The organism is Kribbella sp. NBC_01505, assembly GCF_045040285.1.
GTDB lineage: Bacteria > Actinomycetota > Actinomycetes > Propionibacteriales > Kribbellaceae > Kribbella.
Genome location: NZ_CP109425.1, coordinates 477,317 through 494,484, shown reverse-complemented (window position 1 = coordinate 494,484; position 17,168 = coordinate 477,317). Strand labels below are relative to the sequence as shown.

The following is a 17,168-nucleotide window of genomic DNA, read 5'->3' as shown; positions in this document are numbered from 1 at the left end:
GGCTCGCCCGGACCCGGTTTGCTGAGACCCTCTACGGATGCCGAGCGTGCGCACGATCCTCAAGGGGACGGTGGGTGGTGCCGCGTTCGTCGCGTCGGTGGGGGCAATCGTCTACCTGGCGGCCTGCGACCCCTATGAGACGAAGGCTTCGGACGAGAGTCTGGCGGAGCTGTGCAAGCCGCTCAGTCGGACCCTGATCCCGAACGCGCCGCCGTACGAGGGACCTGTGCCGCACCCGATCATGCTCTTCGGCGGCGGCGCTCCGTCGCTGGCGAGCGGGAAACAAGGGTCCGCAGCCTGGGATCCGAAGCCGGCGGATGTTCAGCTGGTCGCCTGCTACGGGACGTCGACCGACGGTCGCGTAACCGAGCACATGTGCCACTTCGATCTTCCGTCACCCAAGGATCTTCGTCTGCAGGGGAAAACCGAGCACGTCAGCGTGTACGAGGTGCGCGGTCGCCGGAAGATCGGTGAAGTCGCCGTCGAGGCAACAGACTGCCCGTCCGAGGCTTTGACGATTGATGGCAGTGGTACGGCATGGGGCGTGGCGTCGTCGGCGGCTGTTCGCCGGGCGCTCAGCGCCTTTGTCGGGGACTCGGGGTGATCCTGGGCACGTTGGGGATGTGAATTTGTGAATGGTTGGGGCGGCAAGCGACAATGGATCGGTTATGACTACCTCCCTGCCTCTCGTTTTCGATGAGCCGCGCCGTGCCAAGAAGCCGCCGCGGCATCTGGCCGACCTGTCCGGGGAGGAGCGCCGGGAGGCGGTCGCCGCGCTGGGGGAGCCCGCGTTCCGGGCCAAGCAGCTGTCGAACCACTACTTCTCCCGGCTGACGTCCGACCCGGCCGAGATGACCGATCTGCCGGCCGCGAGCCGCGACAAGCTGGTCGGTGCGCTGATGCCGCCGCTGCTGACCAAGGTTCGCGACATGGAGTGCGACAACGGGACCACGCGGAAGTCGCTGTGGAAGCTGCTCGACGGCTCGCTGGTCGAGTCCGTGCTGATGCGCTACAAGGACCGCACCACGATGTGCGTCTCGTCGCAGGCCGGTTGCGGGATGGCCTGCCCGTTCTGCGCGACCGGCCAGGCCGGCCTGACCCGGAACATGACCACCGCGGAGATCGTCGAGCAGGTCGTCGACGGCGCCCGCGCGCTGTCCCGCGGTGAGATCGCCGGCGGTCCGGGGCGGGTCAACAACATCGTCTTCATGGGCATGGGCGAGCCGATGGCCAACTACAAGGCCGTCATCGGTGCCGTCCGCCGCTTCACCGACCCGTCGCCCGAGGGGCTCGGGATCTCCGCCCGCGGCGTGACCGTGTCGACCGTCGGTCTGGTGCCGCGGATCAACCAGCTCGCCGACGAGGGCATCCCGGTCACGCTCGCCGTGTCATTGCACGCGCCGGACGACGAGCTGCGCGACGAGCTGGTCCCGATCAACAACCGCTGGAAGGTCGACGAGGTTCTCGACGCGGCCTGGGGCTACGCCGAGAAGACCAAGCGCCGGGTCTCCATCGAGTACGCGATGATCCGGGACATGAACGACCACGCCTGGCGCGCCGACCTGCTGGCCGAGAAGCTCCGCGCCCGCGGCGACTGGGGCTGGGTGCACGTCAACCTGATCCCGCTGAACCCGACCCCCGGCTCGAAGTGGACCGCTTCGGACCCGGCCGACGAGCGCGAGTTCGTCCGCCGCCTGCAGGCCGGCGGGATCTCCACCACCGTTCGCGACACCCGCGGCCAGGAGATCGACGGCGCCTGCGGCCAGCTCGCCGCCGCCAACCAGGCCTGAGGTGGACCAGCCCCTCTTCACCCGCGTGCGCTGGCGTGAGGGGTACGACATGGCCGAGGTCGACGCCTTCCTCGAACGCCTGCTGGCGACCGTCGAGGGCCGGTACGTCGAGCAGCCGGTGACTGCTGACGAGATCCGCGAGGTGAGCTTCACACCGGTCCGCCTGACCCACGGCTACTCAGTCGACGAAGTGGACGTCTTCCTCGACTCAGCCGAGAAGCTGCTCCGCGGTTTCTAGCCCCCGACACGCTCCGAGGGCTCTCGAACAACTGGCTCGCTTGGTCGGGGACTAGGGAGTCTTGTCGACCTTGAGCACGGTTCAACCATGTTCCGGGACGAGAAATGGTTGATGGGTGCCCAAGGCCGAACCGGCTGGGCTGCGGCGCTAGGCAGTTCGGCGAGCTGGGTCAGGGCGGTGGGTGCGGAAGCCGTCGGTGTCAGAGTAGATCTCGTACAGCTGGAACACCCTGGGATTCGCCACCTCCCGGAAGGAACGGAACTCCACGCAGCCCGGCTCCCGTCGTACGGCGGTGGTCAGCGTCGCGATGGCGGCGGCGAGCTGCTCCTCGTGACCGGGGACCGCGTGGACGACGGCGATCATCGGTCGCTCGCCGGCTGGGAGGGTCACGGTCAACGGCGCACTCATGCCGACGCTCCAAGGTCGAGCAGGGCGCCGAGGAGTTCTTCGGGCGTCTCGAGCTGCGGCAGGTGGCCGGTGCGGGGGAGCAGCGTGAAGGTCGACAGCGGGATCGCGGCGGCGAAGGCCCGCCCGTACTCCGGTCCGGCGATGCCGTCGCTTTCGCCCCACAGGACGTGGACCGGGATGTCGACGTCACCGAGCCGCTTGACCAGCGTCGGGTCGAGCATCGCCGGGCCGGTGTAGCCGATGAGCGCCTTGACGTCGGGGCTCGGGCCGGTGGTGCCGGCCGGTGGCACGGGTGCCTTGCTCGGGTCGTGGAAGGAGAACGCCCGGAGCTCGGCGACGGATAGGCCGCTGACATCGGTGATCGGGTGGCCCTCGACCTCGATGCCGATCCCGTCGACGATCACCGCGCCGCTGACCCGCGGGCTGTGCTGCAGAGCGATCTCCGCGGCCAGCCAGCCACCGAAGGAGTTGCCGACCACGGTCACGTCGGTGAGATCGAGCTCGTCCAGCAGAGCGACGTACAGGCGAGCCAGCTCGGTGACGCTGTTCAGTCCTTCGGGCTTCGGCGTGCCCCCGAAACCGGGGTGGGTGGGCAGGAGCACTCGGGAGTGGATGCGCTCCGCGAGCAGGTCGGCGAAGCCGGCCATCGTCGCCACGCCGCCGCCGCCGTGCAGCAGCAGGAACGGCCGGGTGCGGTCGCGGTCCTGGACGGTCACCTCGACCTGACCGGCAAGCGTGTGGGTCTCGGTGTGAACCGGCCGAAGCGATCCGGCCTGGGGGAGTGTCGTCATCGTGCTGTCCTCACGTTCAGGAAGGTATATATAAGGAACCTTAGATCAGCTTCCTGATATAAGCAAGCTGGTCTAAGCTGGGGATATGACATATCGACCGGCTGAGGTCGGACTGGCCGTCAAGCGGCTGCAGTACCGCCACCACCGAGCGCTTAGCCAGGCGCTGGCGCCACTCGGGCTCTCGCTCGTGCAGTGGGACACGCTGCACCACCTGCACCGCAAGCCGGACGCCTCACTGCACGACCTGGCGGTCCTGACCTTCCAGACCGACCAGTCCTTCGGCTCCCTGGCCACCCGGATGGCCGACCGCGGTCTGATCGAACGCGTCGCCGGCCCCGGCCGCGCCGTACGCCACCAACTCACCGAGGAGGGCGCCCGCCTTCGCGCCGCCGGCCAAGACGCCGTGGACGCCGTCGTCGAGTCCTCGTTCCACGACCTGTCACCCGCCCAACTCGACCAACTGGGTGAGCTCCTGGATCTGGCTCTGGGCGCCGACCCGACTGCGTAGCTCCCGTTACGATCGATTCGTAAGTAGGAGTCCTTCGGCGCGTTGCGCACCAGGCGGGAGCGATGGAATGACCGGTACGGCGAAGTCGGCGCGACGGGTCGAGCCCGGGTCGTACGAGGCGTACATGCATGACTGTCCAGCCGTGGCGCTGCTGTCGACGATCAGCAACCGCTGGGTCAGTCTGACGGTGTGCACGCTCGGAATGACCGGCACGCCGATGCGCTACAGCCACATCAGCCGCGAGATCCCGGGGGTCAGTCAGAAGATGCTGACGCAGACGCTGCGCATGCTTGAGCGTGACGGCATGGTCGAGCGCACAGTCACACCCACCGTGCCGGTGCGGGTCGACTACGAGCTGACCCCGCTCGGACAGGGCCTGTACGGCGTGCTCTCGCACGTACGCGACTGGGCTGCGGACAAGGCCGACGAGGTCGATGCCGCGCGCGAACTGTTCGACGCGGCCAAGGTCAGTTAGCAGCCAGGGGGCGTAACGCACTTTTTAGTGCCTACTTACTAATCGATCGTAACTCACCTAGCGTTCGTAGTGTTCAGGCACTCGAAGCCGCGAGGAGAAGTACGACATGCGTGCAGCAGTTGTCAGAAAAGCTGGTGGACCCGAAGCGGTCGAGGTTCTGGAGGTTCCCCTCCCGGAGCCGGGTCCGTTCCAGCTCCGGATCAAGATCGCGGCCGCGGCGCTCAACCCCGCGGACCGGGCGGTGTGGGCCGGCGTCTTCCGCCCGGCCGAAGGGGTCGAATACATCGGCCTCGGTCTGGATGGTGCGGGGACGGTCGACGCCGTCGGGCCAGGCGTTGCCCTGCCGATCGGAACCCCGGTCATCGTGTTCGATTCGGGTGTTCTGAATGCCACGAAGACCCAGGCCGAGTATCGGGTGACCGACCTCAACTCCATCGCGCTCGCCCCGGTGGGGATGGATCTGACGCTCGCGGCGACCATCCCGCTCAATACGATGACCGCCTCGCTGGCGCTGGACTACTTCCCGTTGCACCCGCGCGACACCCTGCTGGTCACGGGCGCCGCCGGAGCCGTTGGTGGCTTCGCAGTCGAGCTGGCGCGGACGCGCGGTGTACGGATCATTGCTCAAGGGCGGTCCGGGGACGAGCAGTTCCTCCGCGACCGTGGCGCCGCCTCGTTCGTGTCGCGCGACGAGGACCTGAATGAGGCGGTGCGCCGGTTCGCACCGGACGGTGTGGACGGCGTGCTCGATGCGGCGGCACTCGGTGCGCCTGCCATGGCCGCCGTGCGCGACGGTGGCGTCTACGTGAGTGTGCGGGCCGATGTGCTGCCGCAGTCGGAGCGCGGTGTGGTGGTGCGGCTCACCACAGCTGGCCCGGAACCGACGCGCCTCTCGTACCTCTCCGCGCTCGCCGAGGTCGGCCTGCTGACCCCGCGGGTTGCGCAGACCTTCCCACTCGAGCAGGCGGCCGAAGCCCACGCCCTGCTCGCCCAGGGCGGCCAGCGCGGCCGTATCCTCCTCGTCCCGTGACCGCTGCCCCCGCAGCGACTGCCGTCACGAGAATTGCTGCGCCGATCGAGGACGTCTGGCGGGTGCTGGTGGCGTTCGACCAGTACGCCGACTGGCACCCGATCCTCGCGCTCGACGCGAAGCCGGAGCACGCCGTACCGGGAGCCGAGCTTCCCGCCCGCGTCTCCAGCCCTGACGCGCCTGACCAGCACGTCATCCTCAAGGTCCTCACTGTGGCCGCCCCGACGCAGCTGACCTGGGAGGGTGGATCACTCGACGCCGTCCTCGGCAGGCACTCGTTCACCCTCAAAACCCTCGCCGATGGCACCACCGAACTCACCGACACCGAAGAGTTCTACGGTCCCGGGGCAGCCGAGGTAGTACCAGACCTAGATCAGCTCGCGGCCGACTTCGCCCGCTATGGCGCAGCCCTCCAAGCACGCGCGACAAGCTAGCTGCAGACTGGAGGCCATGCGCGGCACAGTACGGCGGTATGTGGAGCGGGACCGGCAAGCAGTGCTCGACTTGGCGCCCAGGCTGACCGAAGGGGTGGCGCGCTGGCGTCCGCCCGCCGCAGTGCGCGCAGCCGTGATCGGGTGGGTGGCCGAGGCCGTGGAACGGGCAGGTGAACCCGACCGGTTCCTGTACGTCGCCGAGGTCGACGGCGAGGTGGTTGGGTTCGTGTCGGGCCAGGAGCGGACGCACTGGGCCGGCCAGCGGGAGGTGTACGTCGGCGAGCTCGCCGTGTCCCGCGAACGCGAAGGCGTCGGCCGTGCGCTCATTGACGCCGTCACCCAGCACGCCGCCGAGCTCGGCGTCTCCGCCATCACCCTCGACACCGGTGCCGCCAACACAGGCGCACGCGAGTTCTACCGCAGTCTCGGGTTTGCCGAGGAGGATGTGAAGCTAACGCGGTTGATCGATTAGTTCTGCGGAAGCTTAGGCTGGCCGGGTGAAGATCCTCTCCATCCAGTCCGCGGTCGCCTACGGGCATGTGGGCAACTCGGCCGCCGTTTTCCCGCTCCAGCGCATCGGAGTGGAGGTGCTGCCGGTCTACACGGTGAACTTCTCCAACCACACCGGGTACGGCGCCTGGCGCGGGCCGCTGATCAGCCCGGACGACGTGCGTGAGGTGCTGCTGGGGATCGAGGAGCGGGGAGCCTTCCCGCAGATCGATGCGGTCCTCTCGGGCTACCAGGGCGGTGAGGGGATCGCTGACGTCATCCTGGAGACGGTGCAGCGGGTGAAGGCGGCGAACCCCGCAGCGGTCTACTCCTGCGACCCGGTGATGGGCAACGCGAAGTCCGGCTGCTTCGTCGCCCCGGCGATCCCGGTGCTCCTCAAAGAGCGCGTGGTCCCGGCCGCCGACATCATCACGCCCAACCAGTTCGAGCTGGGCTTCCTGACCGACACCGAGCCAGACACCCTGGAATCCACGCTGGCGTCCGTGGAGCTCGTCCGCGCTACCGGACCGCGCACCGTCCTCGTCACCAGCGTCGAGCGACCGGACCGCGAAGAGGGCACGATCGAGATGCTCGCCGTCGATGACAGCGGCGCCTGGCTCGTCCAGACGCCCTACATCCCCATGAAGGCCAACGGCTCCGGCGACGTCACCGCTGCCCTCTTCACCGCCCACTACCGCCGCACCGGCGACCTGGCCGACGCCCTGGCCCGCACCACCTCCAGCGTCTTCGACCTGCTCACCAACACCCACCAGTCGGGTGAGCGTGAGCTGCAGCTCGTGGAGTCGCAGGAGGCCTACGCCAACCCCCAGATGCAGTTCAAGCCGCGGCAAGTCAGCTGACGAGCGAGGCCGCCTCATCGATGGTGTCGACCAGCTGAATCGATGACACCATCGGGCGGTCCGCGGCCAGGGACTGCAGGAGCGGCCAGACCGGCAGATCCACGGTCCAATGCGAGACGCCGACCAGGATGAGGGGGATCTGGGTGGCGTGGTCGCCGTAGTAGTTCGGGGTGACCGCCTGGAAGACCTCCTGCACGGTGCCGGCCGCACCGGGGAGGTAGATGATGCCGCCGCGTGCCTGGGACAGCAGCACGTCCTCACGCTGCGCATTCGAGAAGTACTTGGCGATCGAGGACGCAAACACGTTCGGCGGCTCATGGCCGTAGAACCAGGTCGGAATCGAGACTCCGCCGTTCCCCGGGAACTCCCGCCGTACGTCGAGTCCGGCGGAGGCCCAGTCCGCGATCGACGGCCGGAACGACGGTACGGCGGTCAGCGCGTCCAGTGCGCGTTCCACCGCGACATCGTCGTACGAGGCCAGTGAGGCGCCCAGGTTCGCTGCCTCCATCGCACCAGGTCCACCACCGGTCACGACAGTCAGACCGGCCCGTGACAGTCCCCGTCCGAGCAGAACAGCGGACCGGTACGTCGTACTGCCCCGGGCGATGCCATGTCCGCCCATCACGCCGACCCAGGGACCGGTGTCGGGCAGCTCGTGCAGCGCGTCCGCGATCGCATGGTCGTGCAGTGCGGCGGCCAGCGTGCGGCTGGTGTCACCGCGCTCGTCGTGCTGCCGGGACCAGGCGTAGATGCGTGCATCCGGAGTGGCGTCGTACCCGCTGTCCAGACCGGCGTACAGCTCCTCTGCGTCGTACAGGGTGCCGCGGTAGGCGTCGAACGGCAGCTCCGGGATCGCAGGGAACACCAGCCCGCCTCCGTCCCGGATCCAGCGGTCCGCCTTCTCCTCCAGCAGACAGCCCAGGAACAGCGCGCCGAGCGGGCTCAGCCCGAGCAGCGCCGCCGTACGGGAGGTCAGGTCCACGGACTGCACCCGCCACCCGGCCATGGTGGTCGCACCGGCGGCCACGACGCTGTCGAAATGGGTCAGGGACTCGATGTCCACGTGCGGGATGCTGGGCAATGTCACGCAGAGCACCCTAATCCTCAGAGGAGCCCTCTATCAGCAGGCCGCGCTTTGAGGTAATGCTTAGGACATGACACATGCGGAGCTCTGGGAGCGTCACAAGGCCGTCATGCCGGACTGGCTGTCGTTGTACTACGAAGAGCCGATCGAGATCGTGCAGGGGTCCGGCCGTCGGGTCACCGACGGTGAGGGCAAGAGTTATCTCGACTTCTTCGCCGGCATCCTGACCAACGCGATCGGCTACGACATCGCGGAGATCTCCGACGCGGTGCGCGAGCAGCTGAGCACCGGGATCGCGCACACCTCCACGGTGTACCTGATCCGCAAGCAGATCGAGCTGGCCGAGCAGATCGCCAAGCTGTCCGGGATCGAGAACGCGAAGGTCTTCTTCGCCAACTCCGGCACCGAGGCGAACGAGGCCGCCCTGCTGCTCGCCACCCAGAACCGCCGTTCCAACCAGGTCCTGGCGATGCGGAACTCGTACCACGGCCGCGCCTTCGGCACCGTCGCGATCACCGGCAACCGCGGCTGGTCCGCGAGCAGCCTGTCGCCGGTCAACGTCCAGTACCTGCAGGGCGCGTACCACTACCGCAGCCCGTTCAGGAACCTGTCGGACGCCGACTACATCAAGGTCTGCGTCGACGACCTGCGCAACGTCATCGAGACCACCACCGCCGGTGACGTCGCCTGCCTGATCGCTGAGCCGATCCAGGGCGTCGGCGGCTTCGCCTCCCCACCCGACGGCCTGTACGGCGCCTTCAAGGAGGTGCTCGACGAGTACGGGATCCTGTTCATCTCGGACGAGGTCCAGACCGGCTGGGGTCGCACGGGTGAGCACTTCTGGGGCATCCAGGCGCACGGCGTCGTACCGGACGCGATGACGTTCGCGAAGGGCCTCGGCAACGGCTTCGCGATAGGCGGCATGGTCGCCCGCCCCGACCTGATGGACAGCCTGACCGCGAACTCCCTGTCCACCTTCGGCGGCAACCCGATCTCGACCAGCGCCGCCAAGGCGACCATCGACTACCTGCTCGACCACGACCTGCAGGCCAACGCCGCCAAGCGCGGCGCCCAGCTCGCCGACGGCCTGCGCGGCATCGCCGAGGAGTTCCCCGAGCTCGGCGACGTCCGCGGCAAGGGCCTGATGCTGGCCACCGAGATCGTCAACCCCGCCGACAACACCCCCGACGCGGCGACGACGGCGAAGCTCCAGCAGGAGACCAAGAACCGCGGTCTGCTGATCGGCAAGGGCGGCCTCTACGGCAACGTCCTCCGGATGGCGCCGCCGATGACGCTCACCGAGGACGAGACCACCGAAGCCCTCGAGATCCTCCGCGACTCCTTCAACACCCTGCGCTGAAACAACTTGGGCCGAAACAACCTGCGCTGATATCTGCCGCCGGACGGCCGCCTTCGGTCGGTAGGGATTGCCGCTAATGGCAACGCGGATCTACTGACCAGCGGCCGGCCGCGGCCTAGTCTCGGCGCCATGGAATTCCAGCTGTTGGGAGACGTAGCCGGATTCAGTCGGGGCCGGTCGGTCGACCTCGGCCGGCGGCAGCAGAAACTGCTCCTGGCCGTGCTGCTGCTGGAGATCAACAAGGTGGTGCCCACAGATCGCGTGTGCGCAGTGCTGTGGCCGGACAGGATGCCCGATCGGCCGGCGCGGACACTCGCCGTCTACTCCTCCCGTTTGCGTCGTGCCCTGACTGCCGCGGACGAGGTGGACAAGGCTCCGGTGCTGCTGCGGAGTGGTGACGGCTACGTCCTGGAGTACGACCCGTCCTCCGTCGACGCCCACCGGTTGGTCGACCTGGTGGACCGGGCACGCTCGATCGCCGATCCGTTGGAGCGGATCAGACTGCTCGAATCGGCCCGGGAGCTGTGGCGTGGCAGACCGCTGGGTGCGGTTGTCTCGCCCGAGTTGGGCGAGCGGCTCGGTGCATCCTTGGTCGAGACACATCGGCTCGGCCTCGAGTTGCGGCTCGAAGCCGAACTGGCGGCGGGCCGGTACGAAAAGGTCGTTGTCGAGGGGCGGGCGCTCGTTGCCGAGCTCCCTGGCAGAGAGCGATTCGTCAGAGTGTTGATGACCGCGTTGTCGCGCACCGGCCGCAGGGGCGAGGCGCTCGGCGCCTACCGTGATCTGACCGCCGGCCTCAACGAGGACCTCGGCATCGATCCGAGCCCCGAGCTCCGCAGCCTTGCCGAGACGATAGCGGGTGGTGGTCAGAATCCGGCGAACCAGGCGCCCACCCCCTGCATGAATCAGGCTCGCCAGCTTCCCCCGGACGTGGGACTGCTGGTTGACCGCAGCCTGCTCGTGGCTCGAGGTGAGCATCACCTCATCGGCTCCGGCCGGCGGACTGCCCCGGGCGTGCTCTGTCTGTACGGCGGAACTGGCATCGGCAAGTCCGCTACCGCGATCCGGCTGGCGCATCGTGTCAGCCACGCCTTTCCGGACGGTCAGTTCTTCCTCAGGCCGGCTGATCCGGCCGGTGCTGAGCTGTCCGCCCGAGATGCCGTGGGCTGGGTCCTCCGTGGTCTGGGAGTGTCACTCGACGACGTCCCCGACTCGCTGGCGGGGCGCGTGGCGGTACTGCGCGAAAACACCGCGGACAAGGCGGTCCTGGTCGTCGCGGACGACGTCGGGCAGATGTCGCAGGTGGCACCGTTCCTTCAGCTCGGACCGCGCTGCGCGGTGATCGCGACGTCGCGTGCGGCGGTGGCGATCCGCAGCCGTGACGTCATGTGCTGTGAACTGCCTGCCCTCGGCGCCGACGCGAGCCTTGAGCTCCTGCGGGCGGTCTCGGGACGCGAGTTCGATTCCCGGCAGACCGGGGAGCTGGCGGAGATCGTGGCGGGCTGCGCGGGCCTCCCGCTTGCGCTCCGCGTCGTCGGCGCCCGACTCGGCCCACTGACCAGGACAACCGTCGCCGAGGTCGCTGCGGCGCTGGCGGACAGCGGTCGTCGGTTGGATACCTTGGCGATCGACGATCGCGCGGTGCGCGCCAGTCTTGACCTCACCCTCCGGATGGCGGAGGCCAGCACAGCGAAGCTCCTGACCATGCTTGTCGAGTTGCGGCTCGACGATTTCGCCGCCTGGGTCGCTGCGCCGTTGCTGGATGGTGATGAGGCGATGGCCGAGCGGGAGCTGGATCGGTTGCTGGCGCTCGGGCTGGTTCAGCTGCGTTCGGAGCAACCGCGCCGCTTCGGAATCCACGACATGGTCCGCGCGTATGTTGCGGAGTCGTCGGCGAGCTCGACCGGCGTACTGCGCCCTGCTGTTACCGGTGTCACCCAAGCAACCGGCCGTTACCTGACGGCGCTCGTCCGGATGGTCTCGCTCGCCGATACGGGCATCGATCACGGGTTTGTCCAGGTGGAAGGCCTGGCCGTTCCGGACGAACCGATTCTGCCGCTCACCGAGGCGGCGATCCGCGCCGCGCCCGACGCCTGGCTGGCCGCCGAAGCCACTGGTGTCCACGTAGGCGTACAGCACGCGGTTCGCCGCGGCGATGCGGCGACCGCGGCCGTTCTCGCGCTCCGCCTGCGTGGCCACTTGACCTTGCAGGACGACAGCGAACGGGCCCACGACGTGCTGCACGAGGCGATCGGCGCCGTCGAGGCCGATGACCTGCACCTGCCCGGACTCGAGGCCCGCCTCCTGCAGTCGTCCTTCACTACCATCGCGCAACACGGCGATCGGATCGATGAGCTGGCACCGCTCGCCGACCGCTCGTTGCAGCTGGCGCGCAGCAGCGGCTCACCGCTGCTGCAGATGGCGGCGTACTGGCAGGTCGGGTACGCCGCCATCGAAGCCTCCGAGTTCACCCGGGCGGCCGAGGCGTACGAGGCGGCACTCAGGCTGGTCGAATCCGACCCGAGCCTTGAACTGCACCGCGGAAAGGCGCTGTCCGGTCTCGGCGACACGGCCCGCCTGGCCGGAGATTCCGTCCGGGCGGTCGACACCCTTCGGGCTGCGCTCGAGCTGGATCGGTCCCCGACCCGATGGCGGGCGACGATCTTGTTCGATCTCGCGATGGCACTGGTCGATGCGGACCGCGCGACCGAGTCGGAGGCACCGATCGTGGAGGCTCGCCTGATCTTCGACGGGCTCGGTGACACGTTCGGAACGGCGTACATCGACATCGTGGACGCTCGGCGGGCTGTCCGGAGCCAGGACTTCACCCTGGCCAGGGTGCTGCTGGACTCCGCCGCCCAGTACTTCCTCGCGATCGACGATGTCTCGTCCTTGTCGGAGGTCCGGCTGGCGGAGGCGGAGTTGTCGATCGCTCGCGGTCGTGACGACGAGGCCGGCGTGCTGCTGACGGCCGCGGTTGCCGAGGCGCTGGCCGCGGGTGATTCGCGGAGTGCCCACCAATGCCGGAAGTTGCTGGAGTCGGTCGCCTCAGGGGCGGCGAGCCGACTCCAGCGGTCCGTCAGCTGGCGCTCATGTTGATGCCGACATAGCTACGGGTGTAGTCGGCCGGGCAGTCCTTTGTCGAGTAGAAGCCGGGCTTGACCGCCTTGCCGTAGAAGTACTTCCGGCCGGCGTAGATGTTGTAGCAGGCAACCACCACCTGGTAGAACCCGCCACCACTGGCACAGTATGCCCATCCACCGCGCGGAGCGATGATGTCGTAACTGCAGTCCTCGGGCCAGGCTGACACCGCCTGGGTACCGGGGACCGGAGTGGCGGTCGCTGGTGCGGCGTTCATAACACCGGTCAGCAACGCCGTACAGGCGAGGGTTGTCGCCAGTGCTGTTCGGCCCCTCGGCATCAGTAGCTCCGCAGGTTGATGCCGACGTACCGGAGGATGTGCGCCGGCGGGCAGTAGCGAATCGATTTCGTGCCCTTGTAGACCCATTTGCCGTAGAAGAAGTCGGTGTCGCCCGTGCGGAGGCTCCTGCAGTTGACGATCACCTGGTAGGCGCCGGTGCCGGTCGTACAGAGCGCAAAGGCGCTGGCCGGCTCGGTCCCCGGATAGGTCTCTTGGTAGACGCAATTGTCCGGGTAGCTGGCCGGTGCCGCGACAGTCTGGGCCGCGGCCGGTGCCGGACTCGCCTGTGCGGCACTGACTCCACTCAGGCCGGCAGCGATCGTGAGGATGGCGATGGCGGCGGTTCGTCGTACAGATGACATGACAAGACCCCTTTCAGGTATCCGTGAACGGTTGGCCGGACGCTCAGCTGGACTTCAGTTCGATCCCGGCGTACTGGAGCTTCTCGGTCGCTTGCGGGCAGTACCGGATGGACCACTGGCCGCGCGTCTTCCAGCTCACGCCGGTGTAGAAGGTGACCTTTCCGGTGTCACGGTCCTTGCAGTTGATGACGACCCGGTGGTAGCCCGAACCGGCATCGCAGATGGCCCATCCGGAGCCGTCGCTGGCGGTGTAGTACCGGCAGGCGTCGGGCCAGCCGGCAGGCGTCGCGGCCGCTGACGCAGCCGGTAGGGTTCCGAGCGTTGCAGCGGCCGCAACCACCAGGCCCGCCGCAATGGTGAAGATCTTCATGTGGTCTCCTCGTCGATCCGTGACGATCGCTGGTTCGGCGCGACTGTCGTTCGCCGCAGTTGACCAGGTGTCGCCTACCCGAGGACTACCAATGCGTTACCACACCGCCACCAACGACAGGGCCGCCGCAACTCCTCACATCGAGGTGTTGCGACGACCCTGTGAACCGCCGTGAACGGGGTCTTCGTCGTGGGTCAGATCGGGCCGACTCCGGCGCCGGGATCGTTGGACAGCGGCAGGGGCGGCGGGGCGCCGGTGATCTTGCGGCGGCGCCGGGAGCGGCCCTCGAGGTACTTGGCCAGGATCGACAGCAGTGAGCACAGGCCGATGTAGATGACCGCGATGACGATGTACGTCGGGATGTAGGGGAAGCCGTACTGGAGCCGGCCGCCCATCTGCTTGCCGACGTACAGCAGTTCGCTGTAGGTGATGACGAAACCGAGCGCGGTGTCCTTCAGCAGGACGACGAGCTGGGAGACGATCGCGGGCAGCATCGCGCTGACCGCCTGCGGGAGCAGGACCAGCCGGACGACCTGGTTCTTGCGCAGACCGATGGCGTAGGACGCTTCGCGCTGACCCTTCGGTACGGCGGCGATCCCGGCCCGGAAGATCTCCGCGAGCACCGAGCCGTTGTACAGCGTCAGACCGAGCACGACCGCCCAGAACGGGCCCAGGCCCCACTGGAACTGAATGTTCGCGAAGTAGAAGAAGATCATCATGATCAGCAGCGGGATCGCGCGGAACAGCTCGACGAGGTACGTCGCCGGAACCCGGACCCACTTGTGGTCACTGATCCGCGCCGCGGCGAAGACCGCCCCGAACAGGATCGCGAGGACGGCGGCCGTCCCGGCCGCGCGCAGCGTGTTGAGCAGACCGTGGAGCAACTGCTCCTGGATCGCGGTGTACTGGAACTGGCGCCACAGCCGGCCCTCGAACTGGCCGTTGACGTAGAGCCGGTTGATCAGCCAGGCGGCGACGCCGGCCACCACGATCACGACGACGACGTTGGCGATCCGGTTGCGGAGCTTGCCCCGGCGACCGGGGACCTCGTACAGCACCGAGCTCATCAGGCCACCGCCGTCCGTCGTTCGGCCCACCGCTGCAGGAACATCAGCGGGACAATGAGAATCAGGAAGCCGATCGCGATCCAGGTCAGCGTGAGCAGCTGGTTCTCGCCGCGCTCGGACATCGCGAAGGAGATCGCACCGGCCTCGGCGAGCGAGAAGCCGGCCGCGATCGTGGTGTTCTTCAGCAGCGCGATGAACACGCTGGACAGCGGCGGGACGATGGCCCGGAACGCCTGCGGCAGCACGATCAGCGTCAGCACCTGGAAGAACGTCATACCGACCGCCCGGGCGGCCTCGGACTGGCCGGGGGAGACCGTGTTGACCCCGGACCGGACCACCTCGCAGACGAACGCCGAGGTGTAGATCGTCAAGGCCCCGACGCCCGCCCAGTACGGCGACGGCAGCGCCAGGTCCATCTTGGCCGCGCCGAAGAACAGGAAGGCGAAGACCAGCGTCAACGGGGTGTTCCGCAGGGTGTTCACGTAGCCGGTGCCGACGGCGCGCAGCGCCGGGACCGGGGAGACGCGGAACGCGGCCAGGATGGTGCCGAGCACCATGCTGAGCACGGCGGAGACCAGGAACAACCTGATCGTCAGCCAGAATCCGTCCCGGAACAGATCCCAGTTGTCGGTGAGAACCGAGAGCATCGCGACCTTCCTCGTACTAAGCCTCGTACAGAGCCCGGCCGCGGCGCCGGTGAGGACGCCGCGGCCGGGGTGTTGATCAGTACTTCTCGAGCGGCGGCGGGGTGCCCGGCGAGCCGGACTTGCCGAGCGTCTCGTCGTAGATCGACTTCCAGGTGCCGTCGGTGGCCGACTTCTCCAGGATGGTGTTCACCTGGTCGCGCAGGGCCTTGTCGTCCTTGGGCAGGCCGATGCCGTACTTCTCGGTGCTGAACGGCTTGCCGACGACCCGGAGCTGGTCGGGTGCGGTGGCGGCGTAGCCCTTGAGGATCGCGTCGTCGGTGGTGACGGCGTCGGTCTTCTTGTCGAGCAGCTGCGAGACGCACTCGGAGTAGGTTTTGTACTCGGAGATGTTGCTGGCCTCGGTGAGCTGCTCGTCCTTGACCCGCTGGATCGGGGTCGATCCGGTCGCCGAGCAGACCTTCTTGCCCTTGAGCGCGGTCTTGCCGCCGTCCAGGGAGGTGTCGTCCTTGCGGACCAGAAGGTCCTGCCCGGCGATGAAGTACGGGCCGGCGAACGAGACCTGGGTCTTGCGCTTGTCGGTGATCGAGTAGGTACCGACGTAGTAGTCGATCTCGCCACCGGCGATCGCCGTCTCGCGGTTCGCGGACGGGATCTCCTTGTACTGGATCTTGTCCGGGTCCAGGCCGAGACCGGCCGAGACCATGCGGGCGACCTCGATGTCGAAGCCGCAGCGCTTGCCGTCGGCGTCCTTGTAGCCGAGGTTCGGCTGATCGGCCTTCACGCCGACGATCAGGCTGCCGCGGGTCTTGGCCTTGGTGAAGGCGGGGCTGCCGGCGATGTCGACGGCGGACGCGGTGGTGAACTTGTGCAGCGTGCCGCAGGAGTCGGACGCGGCGGGCTTGTCGCCGCCGCCTCCGCCGGCCGCAGGCTCTTCTTTACCGCAGGCAGTCGCAGTCAGCGCGAGCGCCGCGACGCCGAGACCGGCGACGAGGTGACGCATTCTCATGTTCAGGTTCCCCTTTGTGATGTGTGTGCTGGTACGGCCGCGGGCGGAGATCAGTGCTTCAGGATCTTCCCGAGGAAGTCCTGGGCGCGCCGGGAGGTCGGGCTGGTGAAGAAGGTCTCCGGGTCGGCCTGCTCGACGATCTCGCCGTCGGCCATGAAGACCACCCGGTTCGCCGCGCTCCGGGCGAAGCCCATCTCGTGGGTGACCACGACCATCGTCATCTGCTGCTTGGCGAGGTCGATCATCACCTCCAGGACCTCCTGGATCATCTCCGGGTCGAGCGCCGAGGTGGGCTCGTCGAAGAGGATCACCTTCGGGTCCATCGCCAGCGCGCGGGCGATCGCGACGCGCTGCTGCTGGCCGCCGGACAGCTGCGCCGGGTACTTCGACGCCTGGCTGGCCACCCCCACTCGTTCCAGCAGCTCCAGGGCCCGCTTCTCGGCCTGCTTCGGGTCCGTCTTGCGGACCTTCAGCGGGCCGAGGGTGACGTTCTGCAGGATCGTCTTGTGCGCGAACAGGTTGAACGACTGGAACACCATGCCGACGTCGGCGCGCAGCGTGGCCAGGGACTTGCCCTCGCTCGGCAGCGGCTGGCCGTCCAGCTCGATGGTGCCCGAGTCGATCGTCTCGAGCCGGTTGATCGCGCGGCAGAGCGTCGACTTGCCGGACCCGGAGGGACCGATCACCACGACGACCTCGCCCTTGGCGATGGACAGGTTGATGTCCTTCAGGACGTGCAGTTCGCCGAAATGTTTGTTGACGCCGGTCAGGGCCACCAGACCCGTTTGCGTCAAGGTGCCGGAATCGCTCATGTGCCAGAACCTAGCG

At 67.9% G+C, this 17,168-nt stretch carries 21 protein-coding genes; 11 read left to right on the top strand and 10 right to left on the bottom strand.

Going from position 1 to position 17,168, the window contains the following annotated elements; translation table 11 throughout:
- Positions 1 to 37 precede the first annotated feature (37 nt).
- From OG474_RS02050 to OG474_RS02040, 3 genes are all read left to right on the top strand, one after another.
- Positions 38 to 604 (top strand): hypothetical protein, encoded by a 567-nt coding sequence (locus OG474_RS02050; RefSeq protein WP_405060441.1) that lies wholly within the window; start codon positions 38 to 40, stop codon positions 602 to 604.
- 64 nt (positions 605 to 668) lie between these two features.
- Positions 669 to 1,790, top strand: a complete 1,122-nt coding sequence (gene rlmN / locus OG474_RS02045) for a 23S rRNA (adenine(2503)-C(2))-methyltransferase RlmN (protein WP_405060440.1) — start codon at positions 669 to 671, stop codon at positions 1,788 to 1,790.
- Position 1,791: 1 nt separating this feature from the next.
- Positions 1,792 to 2,028 carry a DivIVA domain-containing protein gene (locus tag OG474_RS02040; protein WP_405060439.1) on the top strand — a complete coding sequence of 79 codons (237 nt, stop codon included), beginning with the start codon at positions 1,792 to 1,794 and terminating at the stop codon, positions 2,026 to 2,028.
- A gap of 147 nt (positions 2,029 to 2,175) precedes the next feature.
- Here OG474_RS02040 and OG474_RS02035 read toward each other — a convergent pair whose 3' ends face one another.
- Together OG474_RS02035 and OG474_RS02030 are read right to left on the bottom strand one after the other, a co-directional pair.
- Positions 2,176 to 2,436 (bottom strand): putative quinol monooxygenase, encoded by a 261-nt coding sequence (locus OG474_RS02035; protein WP_405060438.1) that lies wholly within the window; start codon positions 2,434 to 2,436, stop codon positions 2,176 to 2,178.
- On the bottom strand, positions 2,433 to 3,227 hold the full coding sequence (locus OG474_RS02030; RefSeq protein ID WP_405060437.1) for an alpha/beta fold hydrolase: 795 nt from the start codon (positions 3,225 to 3,227) through the stop codon (positions 2,433 to 2,435). The genes OG474_RS02035 and OG474_RS02030 overlap by 4 nt, the downstream gene beginning before the upstream one ends.
- A gap of 85 nt (positions 3,228 to 3,312) precedes the next feature.
- On the opposite strand from OG474_RS02030, the gene OG474_RS02025 reads away from it, so the two are divergent.
- The 6 genes from OG474_RS02025 (at position 3,313) to pdxY (ending at position 7,023) form a co-directional block, all read left to right on the top strand.
- Entirely contained in the window at positions 3,313 to 3,735 is a 423-nt protein-coding gene (locus tag OG474_RS02025) for a MarR family winged helix-turn-helix transcriptional regulator (RefSeq protein WP_405060436.1), read from the top strand.
- 67 nt (positions 3,736 to 3,802) lie between these two features.
- Complete coding sequence (locus OG474_RS02020) at positions 3,803 to 4,210, top strand: winged helix-turn-helix transcriptional regulator (RefSeq protein WP_405060435.1); 408 nt, start codon at positions 3,803 to 3,805, stop codon at positions 4,208 to 4,210.
- A 106-nt stretch (positions 4,211 to 4,316) separates the two neighbouring features.
- A complete protein-coding gene (locus OG474_RS02015; RefSeq protein WP_405060434.1) occupies positions 4,317 to 5,240 on the top strand; it encodes an NADP-dependent oxidoreductase in 924 nt (307 codons plus the stop codon).
- Positions 5,237 to 5,674, top strand: a complete 438-nt coding sequence (locus tag OG474_RS02010) for an SRPBCC domain-containing protein (protein ID WP_405060433.1) — start codon at positions 5,237 to 5,239, stop codon at positions 5,672 to 5,674. Before OG474_RS02015 ends, OG474_RS02010 begins: the two co-directional genes overlap by 4 nt.
- A gap of 16 nt (positions 5,675 to 5,690) precedes the next feature.
- Positions 5,691 to 6,146: a GNAT family N-acetyltransferase gene (locus tag OG474_RS02005; protein ID WP_405060432.1), complete on the top strand. Its 456-nt coding sequence runs from the start codon at positions 5,691 to 5,693 to the stop codon at positions 6,144 to 6,146.
- Between the two features lie 25 nt (positions 6,147 to 6,171).
- A complete protein-coding gene (pdxY, locus tag OG474_RS02000) occupies positions 6,172 to 7,023 on the top strand; it encodes a pyridoxal kinase PdxY (protein WP_405060431.1) in 852 nt (283 codons plus the stop codon).
- Here the strand turns inward: pdxY and OG474_RS01995 are convergent.
- Complete coding sequence (locus OG474_RS01995; protein WP_405060430.1) at positions 7,016 to 8,110, bottom strand: LOG family protein; 1,095 nt, start codon at positions 8,108 to 8,110, stop codon at positions 7,016 to 7,018. The genes pdxY and OG474_RS01995 overlap by 8 nt on opposite strands.
- A 67-nt stretch (positions 8,111 to 8,177) precedes the next feature.
- Here OG474_RS01995 and OG474_RS01990 point away from each other — a divergent pair, with 67 nt between their 5' ends.
- Together OG474_RS01990 and OG474_RS01985 are read left to right on the top strand one after the other, a co-directional pair.
- A complete protein-coding gene (locus OG474_RS01990) occupies positions 8,178 to 9,467 on the top strand; it encodes an aspartate aminotransferase family protein (protein WP_405060429.1) in 1,290 nt (429 codons plus the stop codon).
- Positions 9,468 to 9,596: 129 nt separating this feature from the next.
- Positions 9,597 to 12,566, top strand: a complete 2,970-nt coding sequence (locus OG474_RS01985) for a BTAD domain-containing putative transcriptional regulator (RefSeq protein ID WP_405060428.1) — start codon at positions 9,597 to 9,599, stop codon at positions 12,564 to 12,566.
- Here OG474_RS01985 and OG474_RS01980 read toward each other — a convergent pair.
- From OG474_RS01980 to OG474_RS01950, 7 genes are all read right to left on the bottom strand, one after another.
- Positions 12,547 to 12,888: a hypothetical protein gene (locus OG474_RS01980; protein WP_405060427.1), complete on the bottom strand. Its 342-nt coding sequence runs from the start codon at positions 12,886 to 12,888 to the stop codon at positions 12,547 to 12,549. The genes OG474_RS01985 and OG474_RS01980 overlap by 20 nt on opposite strands.
- On the bottom strand, positions 12,888 to 13,250 hold the full coding sequence (locus tag OG474_RS01975) for a hypothetical protein (protein WP_405060426.1): 363 nt from the start codon (positions 13,248 to 13,250) through the stop codon (positions 12,888 to 12,890). The genes OG474_RS01980 and OG474_RS01975 overlap by 1 nt, the downstream gene beginning before the upstream one ends.
- A 43-nt stretch (positions 13,251 to 13,293) precedes the next feature.
- The gene (locus OG474_RS01970) at positions 13,294 to 13,620 is read right to left on the bottom strand and encodes a hypothetical protein (protein ID WP_405060425.1); all 327 of its coding nucleotides are present in this window, start codon (positions 13,618 to 13,620) and stop codon (positions 13,294 to 13,296) included.
- Positions 13,621 to 13,814: 194 nt separating this feature from the next.
- Entirely contained in the window at positions 13,815 to 14,687 is an 873-nt protein-coding gene (locus OG474_RS01965; RefSeq protein ID WP_405060424.1) for an amino acid ABC transporter permease, read from the bottom strand.
- Positions 14,687 to 15,334, bottom strand: a complete 648-nt coding sequence (locus OG474_RS01960; protein ID WP_405060423.1) for an amino acid ABC transporter permease — start codon at positions 15,332 to 15,334, stop codon at positions 14,687 to 14,689. Before OG474_RS01960 ends, OG474_RS01965 begins: the two co-directional genes overlap by 1 nt.
- A 76-nt stretch (positions 15,335 to 15,410) precedes the next feature.
- Complete coding sequence (locus OG474_RS01955) at positions 15,411 to 16,340, bottom strand: glutamate ABC transporter substrate-binding protein (protein ID WP_405060422.1); 930 nt, start codon at positions 16,338 to 16,340, stop codon at positions 15,411 to 15,413.
- A gap of 50 nt (positions 16,341 to 16,390) precedes the next feature.
- Positions 16,391 to 17,119: an amino acid ABC transporter ATP-binding protein gene (locus OG474_RS01950; RefSeq protein ID WP_405064532.1), complete on the bottom strand. Its 729-nt coding sequence runs from the start codon at positions 17,117 to 17,119 to the stop codon at positions 16,391 to 16,393.
- Positions 17,120 to 17,168 lie beyond the last annotated feature (49 nt).